The organism is Aureimonas ureilytica DSM 18598 = NBRC 106430, from assembly GCF_000382705.1.
In the GTDB taxonomy this organism is placed as follows: Bacteria; Pseudomonadota; Alphaproteobacteria; order Rhizobiales; family Rhizobiaceae; genus Aureimonas; species Aureimonas ureilytica.
In genome coordinates, this window is the sequence record NZ_ARQE01000013.1 from 74,851 (window position 1) to 93,195 (window position 18,345).

Genomic DNA, 18,345 nt, shown 5'->3' on the forward strand with positions numbered 1-18,345 from the left:
GATAGAGCCTTGGCCCAAGGAGCGGACGTGCCATGCTGGACGATGACAGGCAGAGCGGAGCGCCGGAAGGCGATCCCGAGACGGAAGCCGGCGAGGGCGCTCACCCGCTGTTTCGCGACGCGCCCGGCTCGGTCGGCTTCAAGAAGCTGCGCAAGCGCCTCTTGCGGCAGGTGCGCGAGACGATGCAGACCTACGCCATGGTGCGCCCCGGCGCGCGTTGGCTCGTCGGTCTCTCGGGCGGCAAGGATTCCTACACGCTCCTCGCCCTGCTCCTCGATCTCAAATGGCGCGGGCTGCTGCCGGTCGATCTCCTCGCCTGCAATCTCGACCAGGGGCAGCCGGGCTTTCCCAAGCACATCCTTCCCGATTTCCTGACGCGCTATGGCGTTCCGCATCGGATCGAGTATCGCGACACCTATTCGGTGGTGAAGGAGAAGGTGCCGGAGGGGGCGACGACCTGCGCGCTCTGTTCGCGCCTGCGGCGCGGCAATCTCTACCGGATCGCGCGCGAGGAGGGCTGCGAAGCGCTGGTGCTCGGGCATCATCTCGACGACAGCATCGAGACCTTCTTTCTCAACATGCTCCATGGCGGCAAGCTTTCGGCCATGCCGGGCAAGCTCCTGAACGACGAGGGGGACCTCACGGTCCTTCGCCCGCTGATCCGCTCCGGCGAGGACGATATCGCGCGCTTCGCCGAAGCCATGCAGTTTCCCATTATCCCCTGCGACCTCTGCGGCAGCCAGGAAGGGTTGCAGCGCAGCGCGTTGAAAGCCTTTCTCGGCGATCTCGAACGCCGCTTCCCCGGTCGCAAGGACACGATCGCCCGCTCGCTCTCGACCGTGAAGCCGAGCCATCTCCTGGACCCCGCGCTGTTCGACTTCGCCGGGCTCCAACCCCGCCCCCTGACAGAAACGGACCCAACGCCGTGACCCTGCCGATCGACCAGCTCGCCACGCTTCTTCGCGACGCCGCCAAGACGGAAATCCTGCCGCGCTTCCGCCGCCTCGGCAGTGACGACATCCGTGAAAAGACCTCGGCGGTCGACCTCGTGACCGAGGCCGACGAGGCCGCCGAGCGCTTCATCAAGCGCGGCTGCGCCGAACTGATGCCGAACGCGCTGTTCGTCGGCGAAGAGGGCGTCGCGGCCGACCCCGCCCTTCTCGGGCGGATCAAGGATGCGGACCTCGCCATCATCGTCGACCCGATCGATGGCACGGCGAATTTCGCCGCCGGCGCGCCGATGTTCGGCGTCATGGCGGCTGTCGTCTCGAAGGGCGAGACCGTGGCCGGCCTGATCTACGACCCGCTCGGCGACGACTGGATGATCGCCGAGAAGGGCGCGGGCGCGCATCTGGTGCGCACCGACGGCGAGCGCGTGCGCCTGCGCGCGGCCGCTCCTGCGCCCATCGAGGAGATGATCGGCGTCGCGTCCTCGTCCATGCTTCCCAAAGCCGAACGTCGTGCTTTGCTCACACGGCTGGCGGAAACGCGCATCCTCGCGAACTACCGGACCGCCGCCCACGAATATCGGCTGGCGGCGTCAGGCGCGCTGCATTTCCAGTTCTATGTGAAGCTCATGCCGTGGGATCACCTCGCCGGCTCGCTCCTAATGGAAGAGGCGGGCGGCTATGTCCGCAAATGGGATGGCGGCATCTACCGACCCAGCGATGTCGAAGGCGGCCTTCTGACCGCGCCGGACGCCGAAAGCTGGCAGGCGCTGCGCCGTCTGATCGGCGACGCGATTCCCTCGCTCTGAAAAGCAGAACGCCGGCCTCTCAAGGCCGGCGTTTTTCATTCGGCCGCGGCTGTGGAATGCGTGACGATCGGGTCTTCGTAATCGGGCGCCTGATCCCTGGCGAAGAGCTTGCCGTTTTCCGCCACGTAGGTGCAGGCGAGCGCGCCTATCGAGAGCACGACATAGCCCGTGAGAAGTGGGATCAGCGTGCCGTCGTAGAGATAGCCGATCGCCGCGCCGAGAATGCCGCCGCCGAAGGTCTGCATGAAGCCCAGCACCGACGAGGCCGTGCCGGCGACATGGCCGAGCGGCTCCATGGCGAGCGCGTTGAAGTTCGTGCCGATGAAGCCGAACAGGCAGAGCGTCGCGATGATCGCGACGAAGAAGAACGGGAAGGGCGGCACGCCGCCCGACAGTAGCGCCACGCCGAGATGCAGGATGTTGAAGGCGAGGAACAGGCAGAGCGCCCCATGCGACAGGCGCCGCATCCCGAAGCGCTCGACCAGCCGCGAATTGGTGAAGGATGCCACCGCCATGAAGATCGCGCCGGCGGAGAAGTAGAGCGTGAAGGCGGGTCCGAGCGCATAGACCGTGCCGTAGATCTGCTCGGCCTGATTGATGAAGGCGAAGAGGACGCCGAAGGTCAGCGCCGTCGAAAGCGTGTAGGCGAAGGCGCGGCGGTTGGTGACGACGAGGCGGAACGCGCCGGCGACGCGCGTGGCCGTCAGCGGCAGGCGATCGTTCGGGTGCAGCGTTTCCGGCATCCGGAAATAGGTCCAGACGCCGACGAAGGCGCCGAACAGGGCAATGAAGATGAAGATCTCGTGCCAGTCGCCGAACAGAAGAACGAGCTGGCCGATATTGGGCGCGAGCACCGGAATCGCCATGAAGATCATCATGACGAGCGACATGACGCTCGCCATGCGCGCGCCGCCGAAGCAATCGCGCACGACGGACACGGCGATCACGCGCGTCGCCGCCGCGCCGATCCCCTGAACCGCGCGCAGCGCCAGAAGGACGCCGAAGGTCGGCGAGAAGATCGCGGCGATCGAGGCGGCCACATAGATGCCGAGACCCGCCAGAAGCACCGGCCGACGCCCGAAACGATCGGACAGCGTGCCATAGGCGATCTGCGCGATGCCAAAACCCATCACATAGGACGAGATGACGAACTGCGCCTGGTTGGGATTGGCGAGTTCGAGCGAGTTGGCGATGCCCGTTAGCGCCGGAATGAAGATGTCGATGGCGGCGGCGTTCAGCGCCATGATGCAGGCAATGAGCGTGACGAGCTCCCAATAGGGAATCCCGCGCGGGGACTGCGACGCGTCGGACATGTCTTCGATCTTTCCTGGTGTCGCCTTCGTCTACAGCCTTCGCCCGTAAATGCAAGGGAGACTGATTGCTAACGGGCTTGCAAAAGGCTCCGATCACCCGAAACGAAAAAGGCCCGCTTCGGTTCGAAGCGGGCCTTGCGGATTTTTGCCGGAGGAAGCGGCGCTTACTGCGCCGCCGCCGCGCCCTTGGCCTCGATGCCGCGCTCGGCGAAGTAGTCCTGCAATTCGCCGGCCTGGAACATCTCGCGCAGGATATCGCAGCCGCCGACGAACTCGCCCTTCACATAGACCTGAGGAATGGTCGGCCAGGAGCCGTATTCCTTGATGCCGCTGCGCAGGTCGTCGGAGGAAAGGACGTTCACGCCCTTATAGTCGACGCCGATATAGTTCAGAATCTGCACGACCTGACCCGAGAAGCCGCACTGCGGAAAGTCGGGCGTGCCCTTCATGAAGACGACCACGTCGTTCGTCTTCACCTCGTTGTCGATCCAGTCGATGATGCCGCTCATGGTCGGGTCCGTTTCGATGTTGGCGCTCGCATGAGCGAGGCTCTGAACTGAAGGGGTCCGCGACCGGTCGGGTGGCCGCTGTCGGACGCGTCGATACTGCAGATATTATTTCGGCGCGCTGGTTTGAAGGGCGAGGGCGTGGAGAACCCCGCCCATGTTTCCCTGCAAGGCCTGATAGACCATCTGGTGCTGCTGAACGCGCGACTTGCCCCGGAAACTCTCCGCCACGACTTCGGCCGCATAGTGATCGCCGTCGCCCGCGAGATCGCGGATCGTCACGACGGCGTCCGGAATCCCTTGCTTGATCATGGTTTCGATGTCGCGGGCGTTCATCGGCATAGGGTCACTCTCCTGCCTGGGCGCGATAGAGACGGATCGCTCCCGTTCCGTCTCCGAAGATAGGGCCTCCGGGCGAAGCCCGCAACGCGGCTCAGGCCGCGCTGGCGTCCACCGTGCCCGCCATGAAATTCGGGAACCAGCTTTCATGGGCGATCGTCAGCTGCTCGACCTCGATCGACAGCGCGCCGTTGATCTCGAGGCGCGAACCGCCGACCGTGCCGAGCTCGCGAAGCGGGATGCCGGCGGCCTCCGCCTCCAACCCAGCCGCGTCGCCGGCAGAGATAGCCACCACATAGCGCGCCTGATCCTCGCCGAAGAGCGGCCCGTGCAGGGCGCCGCCGCCGACAGCGACCTTCGCGCCCTTGCCGGACGCCATGCACATCTCGGCCAGGGCGACGCCGAGACCGCCGTCGGAGAGATCGTGGCAGGCGGTGACACGGCCGGAGCGGATCAGAGCGCGAACGAAGGCGCCGTGGCGCTTCTCGGCGTCGAGGTTGACCGGAGGCGGGGCGCCGTCCTCGCGGCCTTCGATCTCGCGCAGATAGATCGAGCTGCCCAAATGCTGCCCGTCATGGCCGACGAGGAAGAGAACGTCTCCGTCCCGCATCCCGCCGATCGTGGCGGTGTGCTGGCGATCCTCGATCAGACCGACGCCGCCGATCGTGGGCGTCGGCAGGATCGCGCGGCCCTGCGTTTCGTTGTAGAGTGAGACATTGCCCGAGACGATCGGGAAATCGAGCGCGCGGCAAGCGGCGCCGATGCCCTCGACCGCCTTCACGAACTGGCCCATGATCTCGGGCTTCTCGGGATTGCCGAAGTTCAGATTGTCGGTGGCCGCCAGCGGCTCGGCACCCACCGCCGTCAGGTTGCGCCAGCATTCGGCCACGGCCTGCGCGCCGCCCTGCCAGGGATCGGCCTCGCAATAGCGCGGCGTCACGTCGGACGAGAAGGCGAGCGCCTTGGTCGGATGGCCCTCGACGCGCACGACGCCGGCGTCGCCACCGGGGCGCTGGAGCGAATTGCCCTGAATCAGCGTGTCGTACTGCTCGAAGACCCAGCGGCGCGAGGCGATGTCGGGCGAGCCGATCACCTTCAGAAGCGCCTGACCGTAGTCGCGCGGCTCCGGCACGTCGGCGAGATGGACGACGCGCGCGGGCTTGGGCTCGGTCCAGGGACGGTCATATTCCGGCGCCTGATCGCCGAGATCCTTGATCGGCAGATTGGCGACTTCGCGACCGTCGAACAGGATGCGGAAGCGCAGGTCGTCCGTGGTCTTGCCGACCACGGCGAAGTCGAGGCCCCATTTGCGGAAGATCGCCTCGGCGACTTCCTGCTTGGAGGGCTCCAGAACCATGAGCATGCGCTCCTGGCTTTCCGACAGCATCATCTCGTAAGGCGTCATGCGCTCTTCGCGCACCGGCACCTTGTTGAGGTCGAGCTCGATGCCGAGGTCGCCCTTGGCACCCATCTCGACGGCGGAGCAGGTAAGGCCGGCGGCGCCCATGTCCTGGATCGCGATGACCGCGCCCGTCTGCATGAGCTCGAGGCAGGCTTCCAGGAGGCACTTCTCGGTGAACGGGTCGCCGACCTGCACAGTCGGGCGCTTTTCCTCGATCTTGTCGTCGAACTCGGCCGAGGCCATAGTCGCGCCGCCGACACCGTCGCGGCCCGTCTTGGCGCCGAGATAGACGACCGGCTGGCCGACGCCCTTGGCTTCCGACAGGAAGATCGCGTCGGTCTTGGCAAGGCCCGCCGCAAAGGCGTTCACGAGGCAGTTGCCGTTGTAGCGCGGGTGGAAGTTCACCTCGCCGCCGACGGTCGGCACGCCGAAGGAATTGCCATATCCGCCGACGCCCGCGACGACGCCGGCCACGAGATGGCGGGTCTTCGGGTGATCCGGCGCACCGAAGCGCAGGGCGTTCATGGCCGCGATCGGCCGCGCGCCCATGGTGAAGACGTCGCGCAGGATGCCGCCGACGCCTGTCGCCGCGCCCTGATAGGGCTCGATATAGGAGGGGTGGTTGTGGCTCTCCATCTTGAAGACCACGCAGTCGCCATCGCCGATATCCACGACGCCGGCGTTTTCGCCAGGACCCTGGATGACGCGCGGACCCTTGGTCGGCAGCGTGCGCAGCCAGCGCTTGGAGGACTTGTACGAGCAGTGCTCGTTCCACATGGCCGAGAAGATGCCGAGCTCGGTGATCGTCGGCTCACGGCCGATCAGGTCGAGAATCCGCTGATATTCGTCGGGCTTCAGCCCATGGCTGGCGACGAGATCCGGCGTGATGGCGATGTCGGTCATGGAGCCTCCGGGCGAGAGGAGAGAAACGCGCTTGGCCGTCTGTCGCATTGGCGAAGACGGATCACAAGCGGGATGGAAAAGCTTTTCACCGGACGTCGATCCAGTCCGATCGATCGCGGCAAATCGTGACGCCGGCGGTCGCGCGCACGATCTGCGCATCGTCCTCGACCTGGCTGACGGCGCCTTGGATGCGGCGCTGAAGAACGAGCAGCGTGTGGTCCTGCCGCCCATCGCGCAGGGGCGCGCGCAGGCAGAGGCCGAAACCACGATCCGCATCGGCGAACACGAAGCCGCGCGTCCGCTGGAACGGCCGACCGCGATAGACGGCGCGGCCCGTGTCGCGCGCATAGCGGCTTTCCGCGGCGTTCAACGCGCCGAACTCTTCCGCACGCGCCGGCGCGATGGGCGCGGCGACGGATTGGCATCCGGCCAGAAGCGAGAGAGCGAGGAGGGAAGCGGAGCGGGCGAAGCGTCGGGTGGGCATGTCAGGCGGAGCATTCACCCGAGCCGGCTTTCCAGCGCGCCATGTCGCCTTCGACGCGGGCGCGCAGCGGGGTCTGCAGAAGCGGGCCGTAGGTCTCGACCTCGGCCGAACCCGCGCGCCCCTCGACCACGAGAAGCGGGCGCGCTTCCATCCGGCTACGAGGCACGAGAAGGAAGCGCGGACGGCCGGAAAAGGACGAGAGTTCGGGCGCGATGGAATAGCTGGCGAAGGCGGGATCGCGCGTCTTGAACCAGCAGCGGTTGGCGGTCAGCGCCAAGCGCTCCATCCGGTCGAGGCCGGTGTCGACCTTCGCGGGCGGCTGAGGTGTCGGAGGCGCGACAGTGGGGGAGGCGCAGCTCGCCAGGAAGGTCAGAAGCAGTCCGGTCGCCGCCGCCATGGCGCCGACGGTGGAGCCGATCAATCCGACGAACAGGGCCGCCGTGCCGATCAGGAGCGCGACCAGCGCGAAGGCGACGGGCGATAGAACCAGCATCGCCGGCAGCAAGCCGGCGATGAGAAGCAGTCGAACGAAGGGCTTTGCGCTCACGCGGCCAGTCCGCGCGGGGCGAGGCCGAGAGCGCTCTCGAAGATCCCGCGCCCGTCCGAACCGCCGTGTTCGGGCTCGATCAGGTTTTCGGGATGCGGCATGAGACCAAGGACATTGCCCTCGGCGCTGACGATGCCGGCAATATCGTTGATCGCGCCGTTCGGGTTGGTGCCTTCGGCATAGCGGAACGCGACCTGACCCTCGCCCTCGATGCGGGCGAGCGTCTGCGCATCGGCGAAATAGTTGCCGTCATGATGCGCGACAGGGCAGCGGATGACCTGACCCTGCGCGTAGGCCGAAGTGAAGCGCGTGGAGGCGTTGGCGACTTCCAGCTTCACCTCGCGGCACACGAACTTGAGGCTCGTGTTGCGCATCAGCGCGCCGGGCAGGAGACCGGCCTCGCAGAGGATCTGGAACCCGTTGCAGACGCCGAGCACCGCGACGCCGCGCTTGGCCTTTTCGGCCACGGCGCGCATCACCGGCGAGCGCGCGGCGATGGCGCCGCACCGCAGATAATCACCGAAGGAGAAGCCGCCCGGCACGACGATCAGATCGACATCGGGAATCTCGGTGTCGGTCTGCCAGACGGTGACGGGCGCGGTGCCGGAAATCTTGGTCAGCGCCGCGATCATGTCGCGGTCGCGGTTCAGACCCGGAAGAAGGACGACGGCGGATTTCATGGCGACCCGACCTCAGGCGATCTGAATGGCGTAGTTCTCGATGACCGTGTTGGCGAGGAGCTGTTCGCACATCGCCTTCAGGTCCGCCTCGGCCTTGCCTGTATCGACCCCGTCGATCTCGACATCGAAGACCTTGCCCTGACGAACGGCGCCGACACCGCCGAAACCGAGCGTGCCGAGCGCGCCTTCGATCGCCTTGCCCTGAGGGTCCAGAACGCCGTTCTTGAGAGTGACGACGATGCGAGCCTTGATCACGGAATAAGCCTGCCTTGCGAATGAACCAGTCGAAGAGCCGGCGCCGGTTGCGACGCCGACAGGGGCGTCACTTGACCAACACCGGCCCGGAAGGGCGGGGCGGCTCGTTTTCGTTCATGATGCCGAGCCGGCGGGCGACTTCCTGATAGGCCTCGACCAGGCCGCCCATGTCGCGACGGAAGCGGTCCTTGTCCAGCTTGTCCTGGGTCTGCGTGTCCCAGAGGCGGCAGGAGTCCGGCGAGATCTCGTCGGCGACGACGATCCGCATCATGTCGCCCTCGAACAGGCGACCCGTCTCGATCTTGAAGTCGACGAGCTGAATGCCGACGCCGAGGAAGAGGCCGGAAAGGAAGTCGTTGACGCGGATGGCGAGCGCCATGATGTCGTCGATTTCCTGCGGGCTCGCCCAGCCGAAGGCCGTGATGTGCTCTTCCGACACCATCGGGTCGTCGAGCTGATCGGCCTTATAGTAGAACTCGATGATCGAGCGGGGAAGAACCGTGCCTTCCTCGATGCCGAGGCGCTTGGCGAGCGATCCGGCCGCCACGTTGCGCACCACGACCTCGAGCGGAATGATCTCCACTTCCTTGATCAGCTGCTCGCGCATGTTCAACCGACGAATGAAATGCGTCGGGATGCCGATCCGGTTCAGGTGCGTGAAGACGTATTCCGAAATACGATTGTTGAGGACGCCCTTGCCGTCCACGACCTCGTGCTTCTTCTTGTTGAAGGCGGTCGCGTCGTCCTTGAAGAACTGGACGAGGGTGCCGGGCTCGGGGCCTTCGTAAAGGATCTTCCCCTTGCCTTCGTAGATACGGCGGCGACGTGTCATGGATTTTGCTCGATCGTGAGTAAGAGGCGAGTCGTTGGAGAACTCGCAAGAAACCGCATGCTTAAGCCGGCTCAATATCGCAAAGCGGGGTTCTAAACAATCGCTTCCCCGAAATTCCGGCGATCCGGCCGGGAAGGCGGTGTCCCGATCCCTTGCCAAACGGCCGCCGATCGGCCGATCTGTCCTCGATCCCCAGGAGAAACCGCACCGTGACAGTCTCGAGATTTCGCCAGTTGCTCACCGAGAACGACGTCGTCCTCTCGGCTTGGGCCGGCCTCGGCGACCCCGTCGTCCACGAGGCGCTTCTCGATGCGTTCGACGTCCTGACGCTCGACGTGCAGCACGGGCTGCAGGGGATGGAGGAGATTCGCGAGGGCTGCGCTCGCGCGGTGTTCAAGAACAAGCCCGCCATGGTGCGCGTCCCCGTCGGCGATCTCGCCATGGCCGGGCGCGTTCTGGACTTCGGCGCGACGGGCGTGATCCTGCCCATGGTGAACAGCGCCGACGAGGCGAGCCATTTCGCGCGCTCCCTCCTGTACCCGCCGAAGGGCACGCGATCCTTCGGCCCGGCGCGCGCCCTGTCGCTCTTCGGCGCGGCGAGTGCGGAGAGCTATATCGCCGAGGCGAACGAGGCCGTGCTTTCGCTGGCGATGATCGAGACCGCCGGCGCCTATCGCGAGATCGACGCGATCCTCGCCGTGCCGGAACTCGGCGGCGTCTTCGTCGGCCCGTCCGACCTGTCTCTGGCGCTGGGCGGTCGGCTCGACCCGAACGGCGCAGCCACGGACGAGGCCGCGCAGGCGATCTGCCGCAAGGCGAAGGACGGCGGCAAGGTCGCCGCCGTCTATGCCGCCAACGCGGCGGATGCGCGGCGCTACCGCGCCATGGGCTACGACCTGATCTGTGTCGCCTCCGACATCGCGCTTCTGCGGCAGGCCTCGCTCGCCCTTTGCGCGGACATCAAACGCGCGCTCTAGCTCGCGGGCAGGCGGGCGAGGAACTTGCCGAAGGTGAGGAGGCCTTCCGGCCAGGGGCCGTGCCCGCTGTCACCGTTCAGATGGCCCGATTCGCCGGCATCGATGAAGAGCGAGCCCCAGGCGCCGGCCGCATCCTCGGCGGGCTCGAAACGCGAATAGGGATCGTTTCGGCTGGCGACGACGACCGAGGGAAAGGGCAAGGGATCGCGTGGGTACGGGCCGAAGGTCAGAAGATGCTTCGGCCGGATCGCCTCGTCGGACACATCCGGCGGGGCCACGAAGAAGGCGCCGGCGACCGGGCGGGTGAAGAGCGGAACCGCCTGCACCACGGCCGCGACGCCCAGCGAATGGGCGACAATGACCGGCGGGCGCTCCGCTTCGTTCACCGCCTCGGCCACGGTGCGCACCCAGTCGTCGCGAACGGGCTTCGTCCATTCGACCTGCTGGACGCGGCGGGCCGTGGAAAGCTTCTGCTCCCAGCGGCTTTGCCAGTGGTTTTCGTCGGCTCCCTTGTATCCGGGAACGATGAGGATATCGGCTTCTGAAACGCGCATGGGCCGCAGATGCGAGCGCGAAGCGTCCTTGTCAAGGAAGCGTCACAGCAGCGGACTGATGAGCCGCGTGACGTTCTCGGTCAGCTGCACGAAGAAACCGCGCTGCGACCACTCCTCCAGCCGCAGCCGATGGCTCTTGAAGCGATAGTCGTCCTCGATGGCGCGCAAATCCCGCACGACGTCCTCGCTATAGGCGATCAGCGTAACCTCGGAATTCAGCTCGAACGAGCGCCGGTCCATGTTGGCCGAGCCGATGATCGCGATGTCGTCGTCGATCGACAGATGCTTGGCGTGCAGGAAACGCTCGCGATAGAGCATCACCTCGACCCCGGCCTCCAGAAGCTCGTCGTAATAGGATTGCTGCGCCCGGTCGATCAGCCAGCTGTTGGTGGTGGAGGTCACGAAGAGCGTCACGCGCACGCCCTTCGAAACGGCCGTGCGCATGGCCAGCAGCATCGGCTCGTTGGGAATGAAATAGGGCGTCGCGAGCACGACACGCCGGCGCGCGCTGTAGAGCAGGTCGGTGAAGAGGATATCGACGCCGGCATCCGGGTAGTCCGGTCCGCTCGGCAGAACCTGCGCCGTCGCCGTGCGCTCCAGCGAAGGGGGCGGGGGCTCCGGCATGAGGTCGGGCGTGGCGATGTCCTCCTCGGTTTCGAGATACCAGTCGCCGATGAAGATCGCTTGCAGCTCCAGAACGACGGGGCCTTCGACGCGCGCCATCAGCTCGCGATAGAAGGTCTTCGGCTCGTATTCGATGCGGTGCATGTTCTGCGAGCCGACCCAGCCGACGCGCCCGTCCACCACGACGATCTTGCGGTGATTGCGCAGGTCGAACCGCGTCGCCTGGTTCCAGAAGCGGATCGGCAGGATCAGGCGAAGCTCGACGCCGGTTCCCTTCAGGCGCTTGGCGATCGACTTCCGGTCTCGCGAAGAGCCGACCGCGTCGATCAGGAGACGGCATTTGACGCCGCGTCTGGCCGCGCGCTCCAGCGCGCTGAGGATTCGGTTTCCGGCTTGGTCGTTCTGGAGGATGTAGACCATGACATGGGCATGGTGCTCGGCATGGTCGATATCGGTCGCGATCCGATCCACGACGCGATTGTAGTCGGCGTCGAGCACGATGCGATTGTCGGGCAAGACCGGAAAACGGCCGATGCGGTGGACGAGGCGGCCGGTCAGCTGATGATGCGGGCGCAGGGCGCGCAAGGCCCCCATGGCCCGCAGCGAGATATGCTCGATCGCCTTGCGGATGATGTCCGGCATCGCTTCCAGCCGGTCGCGCCGCCATTTCGGATGGCGGGCGTTGCCGACGGCGAGATAAAGCAGGAGAGCCGCCCAGGGCATGAAGAAGAACAGGAGAAGCCAGGCCTGCGCCGCCACGGGCGAGCGACGGAAGGGAATATAGACGACGGCGCCGATCACGATCGACCAACTCAGGAAGGTGACAACGATCGGCCAGATCGTGCCGTCAAGAAACTGGCTCATTCCGCCCCGATCCCGCCATCCGCTGGGTTCAAGACACGAATCCGAATGGGTCCGCGCCTTGCCGGAGGCTCTGCCCGAGGATATGGGCACTGGCAAGATCGGGTCCAGAAACCGGCTCCGACTTCTCCGGGTTTGTGATCGCGCCGCCATCGGCGCCGGTCACGGCCGAGCGGAACCATTGCGCAGGCGATGCCTTCCAAGGGCGGCGCCGAAAAGGGGAAGGAAGCCACGGATCATGATCCGCATCGTCTACGCCAATCTCGGCTATTCCCGCGACATCGACGGCTCGCTCGGCCACCACGTGCGGCGCGCGCACCACCATGTCTTCACGACCAAGCGCGTGCAGCTTCGCAGCCTTCAGCATGTGCGCGACCGGCTGCGGGAGCTGAAGCCCGATCTCAGCTGCTTCGTGGAAATCGACCGGGGCTCGCTCACCAACGGCTTCTTCGACCAGAGCCGGGCGCTGGTGGAGGACCATCACACGACGGTGCGGATCGACAACAAATACAGCGCCGAGCGCCAGTTCCGCCGCCTGTCGGTGTCGCGCGGCAAGTCCAACGCCTTTCTCGCCTCGCGTCCGCTGACCTATGTCGCGCGCTATCTTTCGGCCGGCAAAAAGCGGCTCGTCTACGATCTGGAAATGTCGGGCATCCGCGTTCTCGTCGCCCATCTGTCGTTGCGCTATCGCGTGCGCTGCATCCAGCTCGCGGAACTCGCGCGCTGGGTGGCGGAGCGGGACGGGCCGACCGTCGTGATGGGGGATTTCAACGTGTTTCGCGGCGCGGGCGAATTGCAGCCGCTGCTCGCCGACGGGCGCATGGTCCATGCCAACGCGCATTCGGGGCCGACCTTCCGGTTCGGGCCCTATCTCGCGACGCTCGACACCTGCCTGATCTCGCGCGACCTCTTGGATCACTGCGAGGTGCATATTCTCGATCAACCCTATTCGGATCACCAGATGATCCAGCTGGACATCAGGGGTTTCGAGGCGAGGGAGGCGCCGCCGCTGGCGACGCCGCTTCTGGTTTCGGCCGAGGCCGAACCGGCCTGAACGATCCGCCCAGGCCGGGTTTAGAGCTCAGGCCGCCGTGCCGAAGACGCGGGTGAAGATCGTGTCGACATGCTTGGTGTGGTAGCCGAGGTCGAACTTCTCGCGGATCTCGTCTTCCGAAAGCGCCGCCGTCACGTCCTTGTCCGACAGGAGTTCGGCGAGGAAGTCGGCGCCGTGTTCCCAGACCTTCATGGCGTTGCGCTGCACGAGGCGATAGGCGTCCTCGCGGCTGACGCCGGCCTGCGTCAGCGCCAGAAGCACGCGCTGCGAATGGACGAGCCCCTTGAACTGGTTGAGGTTCTTGTCCATCCGCTCGGGATAGACGAGAAGCTTGTCGATGACGCCGGTGAGGCGCGCGAGGGCGAAGTCGAGCGTGACCGTCGCGTCCGGGCCGATATAGCGTTCCACGGAGGAGTGCGAGATGTCCCGCTCGTGCCAGAGCGCGACATTCTCCATCGCGGGAATGGCGAAGGCGCGGACCATGCGGGCAAGGCCCGTCAGGTTCTCGGTCAGAACCGGGTTGCGCTTGTGCGGCATGGCCGAGGAGCCCTTCTGGCCGGGCGCGAAATACTCCTCGGCTTCCAGAACTTCGGTGCGCTGGAGATGGCGGATTTCGGTCGCCAGACGCTCGATCGAGGAGGCGATGACGCCGAGCGTCGCGAAATACATGGCGTGGCGGTCGCGCGGGATGACCTGCGTCGACACGGGCTCCGGCTGCAGGCCGAGCGCGGCCGCGACATGCTCCTCCACGCGCGGATCGATATTGGCGAAGGTGCCGACCGCACCGGAAATGGCGCAGGTGGCGATCTCCTCGCGCGCCGCGACGAGGCGCTTGCGGCAGCGGTCGAACTCGGCATAGGCGAGGGCGAGCTTCACGCCGAAGGTCGTCGGCTCGGCATGGATGCCGTGCGAGCGGCCGATCGTCACCGTGTCCTTGTGCTCGAAGGCACGGCGCTTCAGCGCGGCGAGCAGCGCGTCGAGATCGGCCAGCAGCAGATCGGACGCGCGCACGAGCTGCACGTTGAAGCAGGTGTCGAGCACGTCCGACGAGGTCATGCCCTGATGGATGAAGCGCGAATCCGGGCCGACGAATTCGGCGAGATGCGTCAGGAAGGCGATGACGTCGTGCTTCGTCTCGCGCTCGATCTCGTCGATCCGCGCGACGTCGAAGGTCGCAGCGCCGCCCTTTTCCCAGATCGTCTTGGCGGCTTCCTTCGGAATCACGCCGAGTTCGGCCAGCGCGTCGCAGGCATGGGCCTCGATTTCAAACCAGATGCGGAACTTGGTTTCCTGGGACCAGATGGAGACCATCTCGGGGCGGGCATAGCGCGGGATCATGAAGCAAGCCTTCGCAGCGGGTGGGGAGGGATCTGGCGCGTCCTAACAGAGCCGCAGCATTGCCTCAATCCGCCGCGGCCCCGAGGTCGCGCCAAGCCGGCCGCGCGGCGTATAGCGGCGCGGTCGCGGCATGGAACACGCCCCGCGCGATCGCCCGCGCCATGACCGCGCCGGCGGCCGACGAAAGCTCAAGGAGTTCGCCTGGCGAGAGCTGCGCGGGACGTGCGCCGGTCGCGGCGGCGAAGATGAGATCGCCGTCGAAATCCGTATGGGCCGGGTAGAGCGCGCGGGTGAAGCCGTCATGCGCGGCGACGGCGAGGCGCTTCAGTTCCGCCTTGCTGGCGGTGAGATCGGTCGCGATGATGGCGATCGTGGTGTTCGTGCCGGGGCGCGGGTCGAGTTTGGTGCGCGGGCGCACCGCGTCCGCCGGGTAGGGATTGGGCAGGCCGAGCCCGCCGAACTCGTCGCCGATCTCGAAAGGCGAGGCCCAGAAATGCCGGCTCTCCCCGATGAGCGGCGAGCCGACCGCGTTCACCGCGACGAGCGCTCCGACCGTCGCGCCATTGCTCAAGATCGCCGAGGCCGAGCCGAGGCCGCCCCGACAGGTGGCGGTCGTCGCGCCAAGGCCGGCGCCGATACTCCCCAAGGCAAAGTCGAGCCCGGCGCTCTCCGCGGCGGCAAGGCCAAGTTCGCGATAGGGCGAATGGAGACCCCAATCCTTGTCGCCGCCATTGGCGAGATCGAAGAGAATGGCACCCGGCACGATCGGAACGCGCTGGCCTGCCACTTCGAAGCCGCGCCCGACGGATCGCAGATGGCTTTGGACGCCGGACGCGGCGTCGAGGCCGAAGGCCGAGCCGCCGGACAGAACCAGCGCATCCACGCCCTGAACGAGATTTTGCGGCGCCAGAAGTTCGGTGTCGCGCGTTCCCGGTGCGCCGCCGAGAATCTCGACCGCCGCGCTGGCGGGTCGATCGAACAGAACCGCCGTGGTGCCGCTGAGAAGCCGCTCGTCGCCCGCGTGGCCGACGAGAAGGCCCGCGACGTCCGTGATGAGATTGCGCGGTCCCGGCGTCCACATGGGCTCAACCCTCTCCATCCGTCGTGAACTTGGTTCCGTCCCAGCGATAGGCCTGGAAGGGAACGACATCGGCCGAGCCGGTCGCGTCGAAGCGAACGAGCCCGCCCGACGTCACGAAGGTCTCGGCGCCCAGCACTTCCGCGATGGTGCGCGACTCGGCCTTGGATCGGCGCAGGGCCTCGATCGCGATTTCCGTGCCGATGCGGGCGATGCGGGCATAGCCCTCGTCGGCTTGCGGCTCTTCGGAAGGCGTCCAACCGACATCGAAGCCCGAGGCGATCGCGAGGACGCCCCTGGGCAGCGGTACGTCGCCCGCCTCGTCCAGAAGCGATTCGCCGCTCGCGATCTCAAGGCCCGGCGTCACGTCGAGCGCATCGCGCGCGACGATCGCGACATCGCGCCGCGCGCCGAACACGAGGACGTGACGAACCCCGCTTTGGGCGATGCGCCTTGCCAGACCGAACTGCTTCTCGTCGGCCGGGCGGTAATTGTCGACCAGGATGGGCCGAAGACCCTGCGCCTCCAGAAGGCCGCGCACCGACTCGGCGAGGTCCCGCCCATAGGACGAGCCGTCCTCCACGAGGCCGAAGGGCGCGCCCTGCCAGCGGGCCCGCACGAAATCCGCGATCGCCTTCGCTTCGGCCTGAGGGCCAGGCGCGATCCGCCAGACCTGCCAGCCCGCGCGCTCGCGTCGATCGAGAATGCGGTCGGAGCGCGCGCCGATGTCGATCGCCGGGATATTGGCCTTTGCGAGCACCGGCAGAGCCGCCTCCAGCGCCGCCACGCACAGGAAGCCGACCGCGATCTCGGCCTTCGCCTCGGCCATGCGCTGCGCGGCATCCGCGCCGCCTTCACGGTCGCATCGCGTGTCGAACGCGGCGACCGAAGGTGGCACGGCGCTCGCATCGCCCAAGGCGGCGCGTGCGCCTTCCAGCGCCTGACGACCCAGAAGCGCGCTCGGCCCGCTGGACGGAACGGCCAAGGCGATCCCGTCCGCCCGCGCTGCCTGGGACAGCGTGCCGGAGGCGAGAAGCGCGAGGAGGGCGATTCGGATCGGTGCCTTCATGAGCCGAGCCTAACCCGCTTTCGGGCCGGGAGGCGAGGCGGGCGGGGAAGTCTTGACCGCCGTTTGCCACGCCGCTTAACTCCCGCCCGAACAGCGAGCCCGCTTCGGGACTTACGGCTGTCTTCAACTGGAGAAACCTGCGCATGACCGGCCCTTCCAAGACCCTTCTTGCCGCCGCAATGGCCGCCTTGAGCCTGTCCGCATCGCCCGCTGCCTTCGCGCAGGACGCCACGGTGAAGGTCGGCCTCATCGGTGGCATCACAGGGCCGATAGAGAGCCTCATGCCCCCGATCACCAACGCGGCCAAGCTCGCCGTCTCGCAGGTCAACGAGGCCGGCGGCATCGGGAAGAACGGCGCGAAGGTCGAGATGGTCATCGGCGACGACGGCTGCATCGACGCCGCCCGCGCCTCCGACGCGGCCGACCGCCAGGTGAACTCCGAGAAGGTCGCGGGCATCGTCGGTGCCATGTGCTCGGGCGCAACGATCGCCGCCGCCAACGCCGCCGCCATTCCGGCTGGCGTGGTGATGGTGTCGCCGGCCTCGACCTCGCCCGCCGTGACGGCGCTGAACGACAAGGATCTCGTCTTCCGCACCGCGCCGTCCGACGCCTATCAGGGCGAGGTTCTCGCCCGCGTCGTGAAGCGGAACGGCATCAACGAAGTCGCCGTGACCTATGTCAACAACGACTATGGCACGGGCTTCGCCCAGTCCTTCAAGACGGCCTTCGAGGCCGATGGCGGCAAGGTGCTCGTGTCCGAACCGCACGAGGACGGCAAGGCCGACTACCGCGCCGAGATCGGCTCGCTCGCCTCGTCCGGCGCGCCCGCTCTCGTGGTGCTCGCCTATGTCGACGGCTCGGGCGGGCGCATCGTGGCCCAAGCCCGCGAGACCGGCGACTTCTCGACCTTCGTCGGCGGCGACGGCATGGTCGGCGCGGCGCTGACCAATCTCGGCGGCGGCGACGAGAAGCTGATCCTGACCCGTCCGGGCGGCGCGGCGGCGGCTGGCGCGGCGAATTTCGCGGAAGCGGCCAAGGCGGCCAATCTCGACTCGGCCGCGACCTACGCCTCGACCTCCTATGATGCGGCCTTCGTGCTGATGCTGGCTCTGGAGAAGACCGGCGGCAGCCGCGAGGGTCTGTCGGCCGCGCTCCGCGACGTGGCGAGCGCGCCGGGCGAGGTGATCCTTCCCGGCGAATGGAAGAAGGCCAAGGCGCTGATCGGCGAGGGCAAGGACGTCAATTACGAGGGCGCCTCCGGTTCGATCGAGTTCGACGACAAGGGTGACGTGCCGGGCTCCTACGACGAGGTGACGGTCAAGGACGGCAAGATCGTCGTCGTCGGCCCCGCCGAGTAAGACATGGAAAAAAGGCCCCGACCGATCCGGTCGGGGCCTTTTCATTCGAGCGCTCAGTCCTTCAGCGGGTCGTGACCCCAGTTCATGAGGGAATAGCGCCAGTTCGTGTCGGAGATGTCGCCCTTCGGCTTCTGCTTGGAATGGCGTTTGATGTAGCCGACGACCTTCTGCATATGCGCCCACTGGTCGTCGGAAAGATCGGCCTTCTTGGTGTGCTTGATCTCGATGATGGTGTGGCCCGACTTGTGGCCGACGGATTCGCCGCCATCCTCGCTTTTCTGGCCGACGGACTTGGACTCGTCGGAATCCAGCCAGTTCTCCAGCTCGGACGGCGTCATGTTCACGAGCGAGCGGAACTCGTCCCAGATTTCCTGATGATTGCTGTCGGCCATGTCGGACCCTTCGTTGCCGGTTC

20 protein-coding genes are annotated in these 18,345 nt (G+C 66.5%); 5 read left to right on the forward strand and 15 right to left on the reverse strand.

All coding sequences use genetic code 11. The features are described 5' to 3' along the window. Nucleotides 1-32 precede the first annotated feature (32 nt). On the forward strand, nt 33-929 hold the full coding sequence (ttcA, locus tag B146_RS0121110) for a tRNA 2-thiocytidine(32) synthetase TtcA (RefSeq protein WP_019998475.1): 897 nt from the start codon (nt 33-35) through the stop codon (nt 927-929). Next, nucleotides 926-1,756: an inositol monophosphatase family protein gene (locus tag B146_RS0121115; protein WP_019998476.1), complete on the forward strand. Its 831-nt coding sequence runs from the start codon at nt 926-928 to the stop codon at nt 1,754-1,756. The genes ttcA and B146_RS0121115 overlap by 4 nt, the downstream gene beginning before the upstream one ends. Before the next feature lie 35 nt (nt 1,757-1,791). On the opposite strand, the gene B146_RS0121120 is transcribed toward B146_RS0121115, so the two are convergent. From B146_RS0121120 to purC, 9 genes are all read right to left on the reverse strand, one after another. Beyond that, nucleotides 1,792-3,069: a multidrug effflux MFS transporter gene (locus B146_RS0121120; RefSeq protein ID WP_019998477.1), complete on the reverse strand. Its 1,278-nt coding sequence runs from the start codon at nt 3,067-3,069 to the stop codon at nt 1,792-1,794. Between the two features lie 164 nt (nt 3,070-3,233). Further along, nucleotides 3,234-3,578 carry a Grx4 family monothiol glutaredoxin gene (gene grxD / locus B146_RS0121125; protein ID WP_019998478.1) on the reverse strand — a complete coding sequence of 115 codons (345 nt, stop codon included), beginning with the start codon at nt 3,576-3,578 and terminating at the stop codon, nt 3,234-3,236. A 105-nt stretch (nt 3,579-3,683) separates the two neighbouring features. Further along, a complete protein-coding gene (locus B146_RS0121130) occupies nt 3,684-3,917 on the reverse strand; it encodes a BolA/IbaG family iron-sulfur metabolism protein (RefSeq protein WP_019998479.1) in 234 nt (77 codons plus the stop codon). Nucleotides 3,918-4,008: 91 nt separating this feature from the next. Continuing rightward, nucleotides 4,009-6,219: a phosphoribosylformylglycinamidine synthase subunit PurL gene (gene purL, locus B146_RS0121135; protein WP_026358829.1), complete on the reverse strand. Its 2,211-nt coding sequence runs from the start codon at nt 6,217-6,219 to the stop codon at nt 4,009-4,011. Between the two features lie 85 nt (nt 6,220-6,304). After that, entirely contained in the window at nt 6,305-6,703 is a 399-nt protein-coding gene (locus B146_RS0121140; protein WP_019998481.1) for a hypothetical protein, read from the reverse strand. 1 nt (nt 6,704) lies between these two features. Continuing rightward, the gene (locus B146_RS29960) at nt 6,705-7,250 is read right to left on the reverse strand and encodes a hypothetical protein (protein ID WP_019998482.1); all 546 of its coding nucleotides are present in this window, start codon (nt 7,248-7,250) and stop codon (nt 6,705-6,707) included. Next, nucleotides 7,247-7,930 carry a phosphoribosylformylglycinamidine synthase subunit PurQ gene (gene purQ / locus B146_RS0121150; RefSeq protein ID WP_019998483.1) on the reverse strand — a complete coding sequence of 228 codons (684 nt, stop codon included), beginning with the start codon at nt 7,928-7,930 and terminating at the stop codon, nt 7,247-7,249. The genes B146_RS29960 and purQ overlap by 4 nt, the downstream gene beginning before the upstream one ends. Nucleotides 7,931-7,942: 12 nt before the next feature. Beyond that, the gene (gene purS / locus B146_RS0121155) at nt 7,943-8,185 is read right to left on the reverse strand and encodes a phosphoribosylformylglycinamidine synthase subunit PurS (RefSeq protein ID WP_019998484.1); all 243 of its coding nucleotides are present in this window, start codon (nt 8,183-8,185) and stop codon (nt 7,943-7,945) included. A 67-nt stretch (nt 8,186-8,252) separates the two neighbouring features. Next, a complete protein-coding gene (gene purC / locus B146_RS0121160) occupies nt 8,253-9,017 on the reverse strand; it encodes a phosphoribosylaminoimidazolesuccinocarboxamide synthase (RefSeq protein ID WP_019998485.1) in 765 nt (254 codons plus the stop codon). 209 nt (nt 9,018-9,226) lie between these two features. Here purC and B146_RS26915 point away from each other — a divergent pair, with 209 nt between their 5' ends. Beyond that, nucleotides 9,227-9,994: an HpcH/HpaI aldolase family protein gene (locus B146_RS26915; protein ID WP_051091612.1), complete on the forward strand. Its 768-nt coding sequence runs from the start codon at nt 9,227-9,229 to the stop codon at nt 9,992-9,994. Here the strand turns inward: B146_RS26915 and B146_RS0121170 are convergent. Together B146_RS0121170 and cls are read right to left on the reverse strand one after the other, a co-directional pair. Next, nucleotides 9,991-10,548 (reverse strand): RBBP9/YdeN family alpha/beta hydrolase, encoded by a 558-nt coding sequence (locus tag B146_RS0121170; protein ID WP_019998487.1) that lies wholly within the window; start codon nt 10,546-10,548, stop codon nt 9,991-9,993. The two genes, B146_RS26915 and B146_RS0121170, sit on opposite strands and share 4 nt — an antisense overlap. A gap of 42 nt (nt 10,549-10,590) precedes the next feature. Continuing rightward, the gene (gene cls, locus B146_RS0121175; RefSeq protein WP_019998488.1) at nt 10,591-12,036 is read right to left on the reverse strand and encodes a cardiolipin synthase; all 1,446 of its coding nucleotides are present in this window, start codon (nt 12,034-12,036) and stop codon (nt 10,591-10,593) included. 235 nt (nt 12,037-12,271) lie between these two features. Here cls and B146_RS0121180 point away from each other — a divergent pair, with 235 nt between their 5' ends. Then, on the forward strand, nt 12,272-13,087 hold the full coding sequence (locus B146_RS0121180; protein WP_019998489.1) for an endonuclease/exonuclease/phosphatase family protein: 816 nt from the start codon (nt 12,272-12,274) through the stop codon (nt 13,085-13,087). A gap of 27 nt (nt 13,088-13,114) precedes the next feature. Here B146_RS0121180 and purB read toward each other — a convergent pair whose 3' ends face one another. The 3 genes from purB to B146_RS0121195 all read right to left on the reverse strand — a co-directional run bounded on the left by purB (nt 13,115) and on the right by B146_RS0121195 (nt 16,572). Beyond that, a complete protein-coding gene (gene purB / locus B146_RS0121185) occupies nt 13,115-14,425 on the reverse strand; it encodes an adenylosuccinate lyase (protein WP_019998490.1) in 1,311 nt (436 codons plus the stop codon). Nucleotides 14,426-14,489: 64 nt separating this feature from the next. Next, entirely contained in the window at nt 14,490-15,506 is a 1,017-nt protein-coding gene (locus tag B146_RS0121190) for a P1 family peptidase (protein ID WP_019998491.1), read from the reverse strand. 4 nt (nt 15,507-15,510) lie between these two features. Further along, the gene (locus tag B146_RS0121195) at nt 15,511-16,572 is read right to left on the reverse strand and encodes an ABC transporter substrate-binding protein (protein WP_019998492.1); all 1,062 of its coding nucleotides are present in this window, start codon (nt 16,570-16,572) and stop codon (nt 15,511-15,513) included. A gap of 143 nt (nt 16,573-16,715) precedes the next feature. On the opposite strand from B146_RS0121195, the gene B146_RS0121200 reads away from it, so the two are divergent. Further along, entirely contained in the window at nt 16,716-17,930 is a 1,215-nt protein-coding gene (locus tag B146_RS0121200) for an ABC transporter substrate-binding protein (protein ID WP_019998493.1), read from the forward strand. 53 nt (nt 17,931-17,983) lie between these two features. On the opposite strand, the gene B146_RS0121205 is transcribed toward B146_RS0121200, so the two are convergent. Then, complete coding sequence (locus B146_RS0121205; RefSeq protein ID WP_019998494.1) at nt 17,984-18,322, reverse strand: DUF3140 domain-containing protein; 339 nt, start codon at nt 18,320-18,322, stop codon at nt 17,984-17,986. Nucleotides 18,323-18,345: the final 23 nt, after the last annotated feature.

Bases quoted from the DNA above. Each gene is read 5' to 3' on its own strand.
- purC (WP_019998485.1), bottom strand. From the start codon at position 9,017: ATGACACGTCGCCGCCGTATCTACGAAGGCAAGGGGAAGATCCTTTAC.
- cls (WP_019998488.1), bottom strand. From the start codon at position 12,036: ATGAGCCAGTTTCTTGACGGCACGATCTGGCCGATCGTTGTCACCTTC.
- B146_RS0121140 (WP_019998481.1), bottom strand. From the start codon at position 6,703: ATGCCCACCCGACGCTTCGCCCGCTCCGCTTCCCTCCTCGCTCTCTCG.
- purQ (WP_019998483.1), bottom strand. From the start codon at position 7,930: ATGAAATCCGCCGTCGTCCTTCTTCCGGGTCTGAACCGCGACCGCGAC.
- B146_RS0121120 (WP_019998477.1), bottom strand. From the start codon at position 3,069: ATGTCCGACGCGTCGCAGTCCCCGCGCGGGATTCCCTATTGGGAGCTC.
- grxD (WP_019998478.1), bottom strand. From the start codon at position 3,578: ATGAGCGGCATCATCGACTGGATCGACAACGAGGTGAAGACGAACGAC.
- B146_RS0121130 (WP_019998479.1), bottom strand. From the start codon at position 3,917: ATGCCGATGAACGCCCGCGACATCGAAACCATGATCAAGCAAGGGATT.
- B146_RS0121205 (WP_019998494.1), bottom strand. From the start codon at position 18,322: ATGGCCGACAGCAATCATCAGGAAATCTGGGACGAGTTCCGCTCGCTC.
- B146_RS0121200 (WP_019998493.1), top strand. From the start codon at position 16,716: ATGACCGGCCCTTCCAAGACCCTTCTTGCCGCCGCAATGGCCGCCTTG.
- B146_RS0121195 (WP_019998492.1), bottom strand. From the start codon at position 16,572: ATGAAGGCACCGATCCGAATCGCCCTCCTCGCGCTTCTCGCCTCCGGC.
- purL (WP_026358829.1), bottom strand. From the start codon at position 6,219: ATGACCGACATCGCCATCACGCCGGATCTCGTCGCCAGCCATGGGCTG.
- B146_RS0121190 (WP_019998491.1), bottom strand. From the start codon at position 15,506: ATGTGGACGCCGGGACCGCGCAATCTCATCACGGACGTCGCGGGCCTT.
- B146_RS0121180 (WP_019998489.1), top strand. From the start codon at position 12,272: ATGATCCGCATCGTCTACGCCAATCTCGGCTATTCCCGCGACATCGAC.
- purB (WP_019998490.1), bottom strand. From the start codon at position 14,425: ATGATCCCGCGCTATGCCCGCCCCGAGATGGTCTCCATCTGGTCCCAG.
- B146_RS0121170 (WP_019998487.1), bottom strand. From the start codon at position 10,548: ATGCGCGTTTCAGAAGCCGATATCCTCATCGTTCCCGGATACAAGGGA.
- ttcA (WP_019998475.1), top strand. From the start codon at position 33: ATGCTGGACGATGACAGGCAGAGCGGAGCGCCGGAAGGCGATCCCGAG.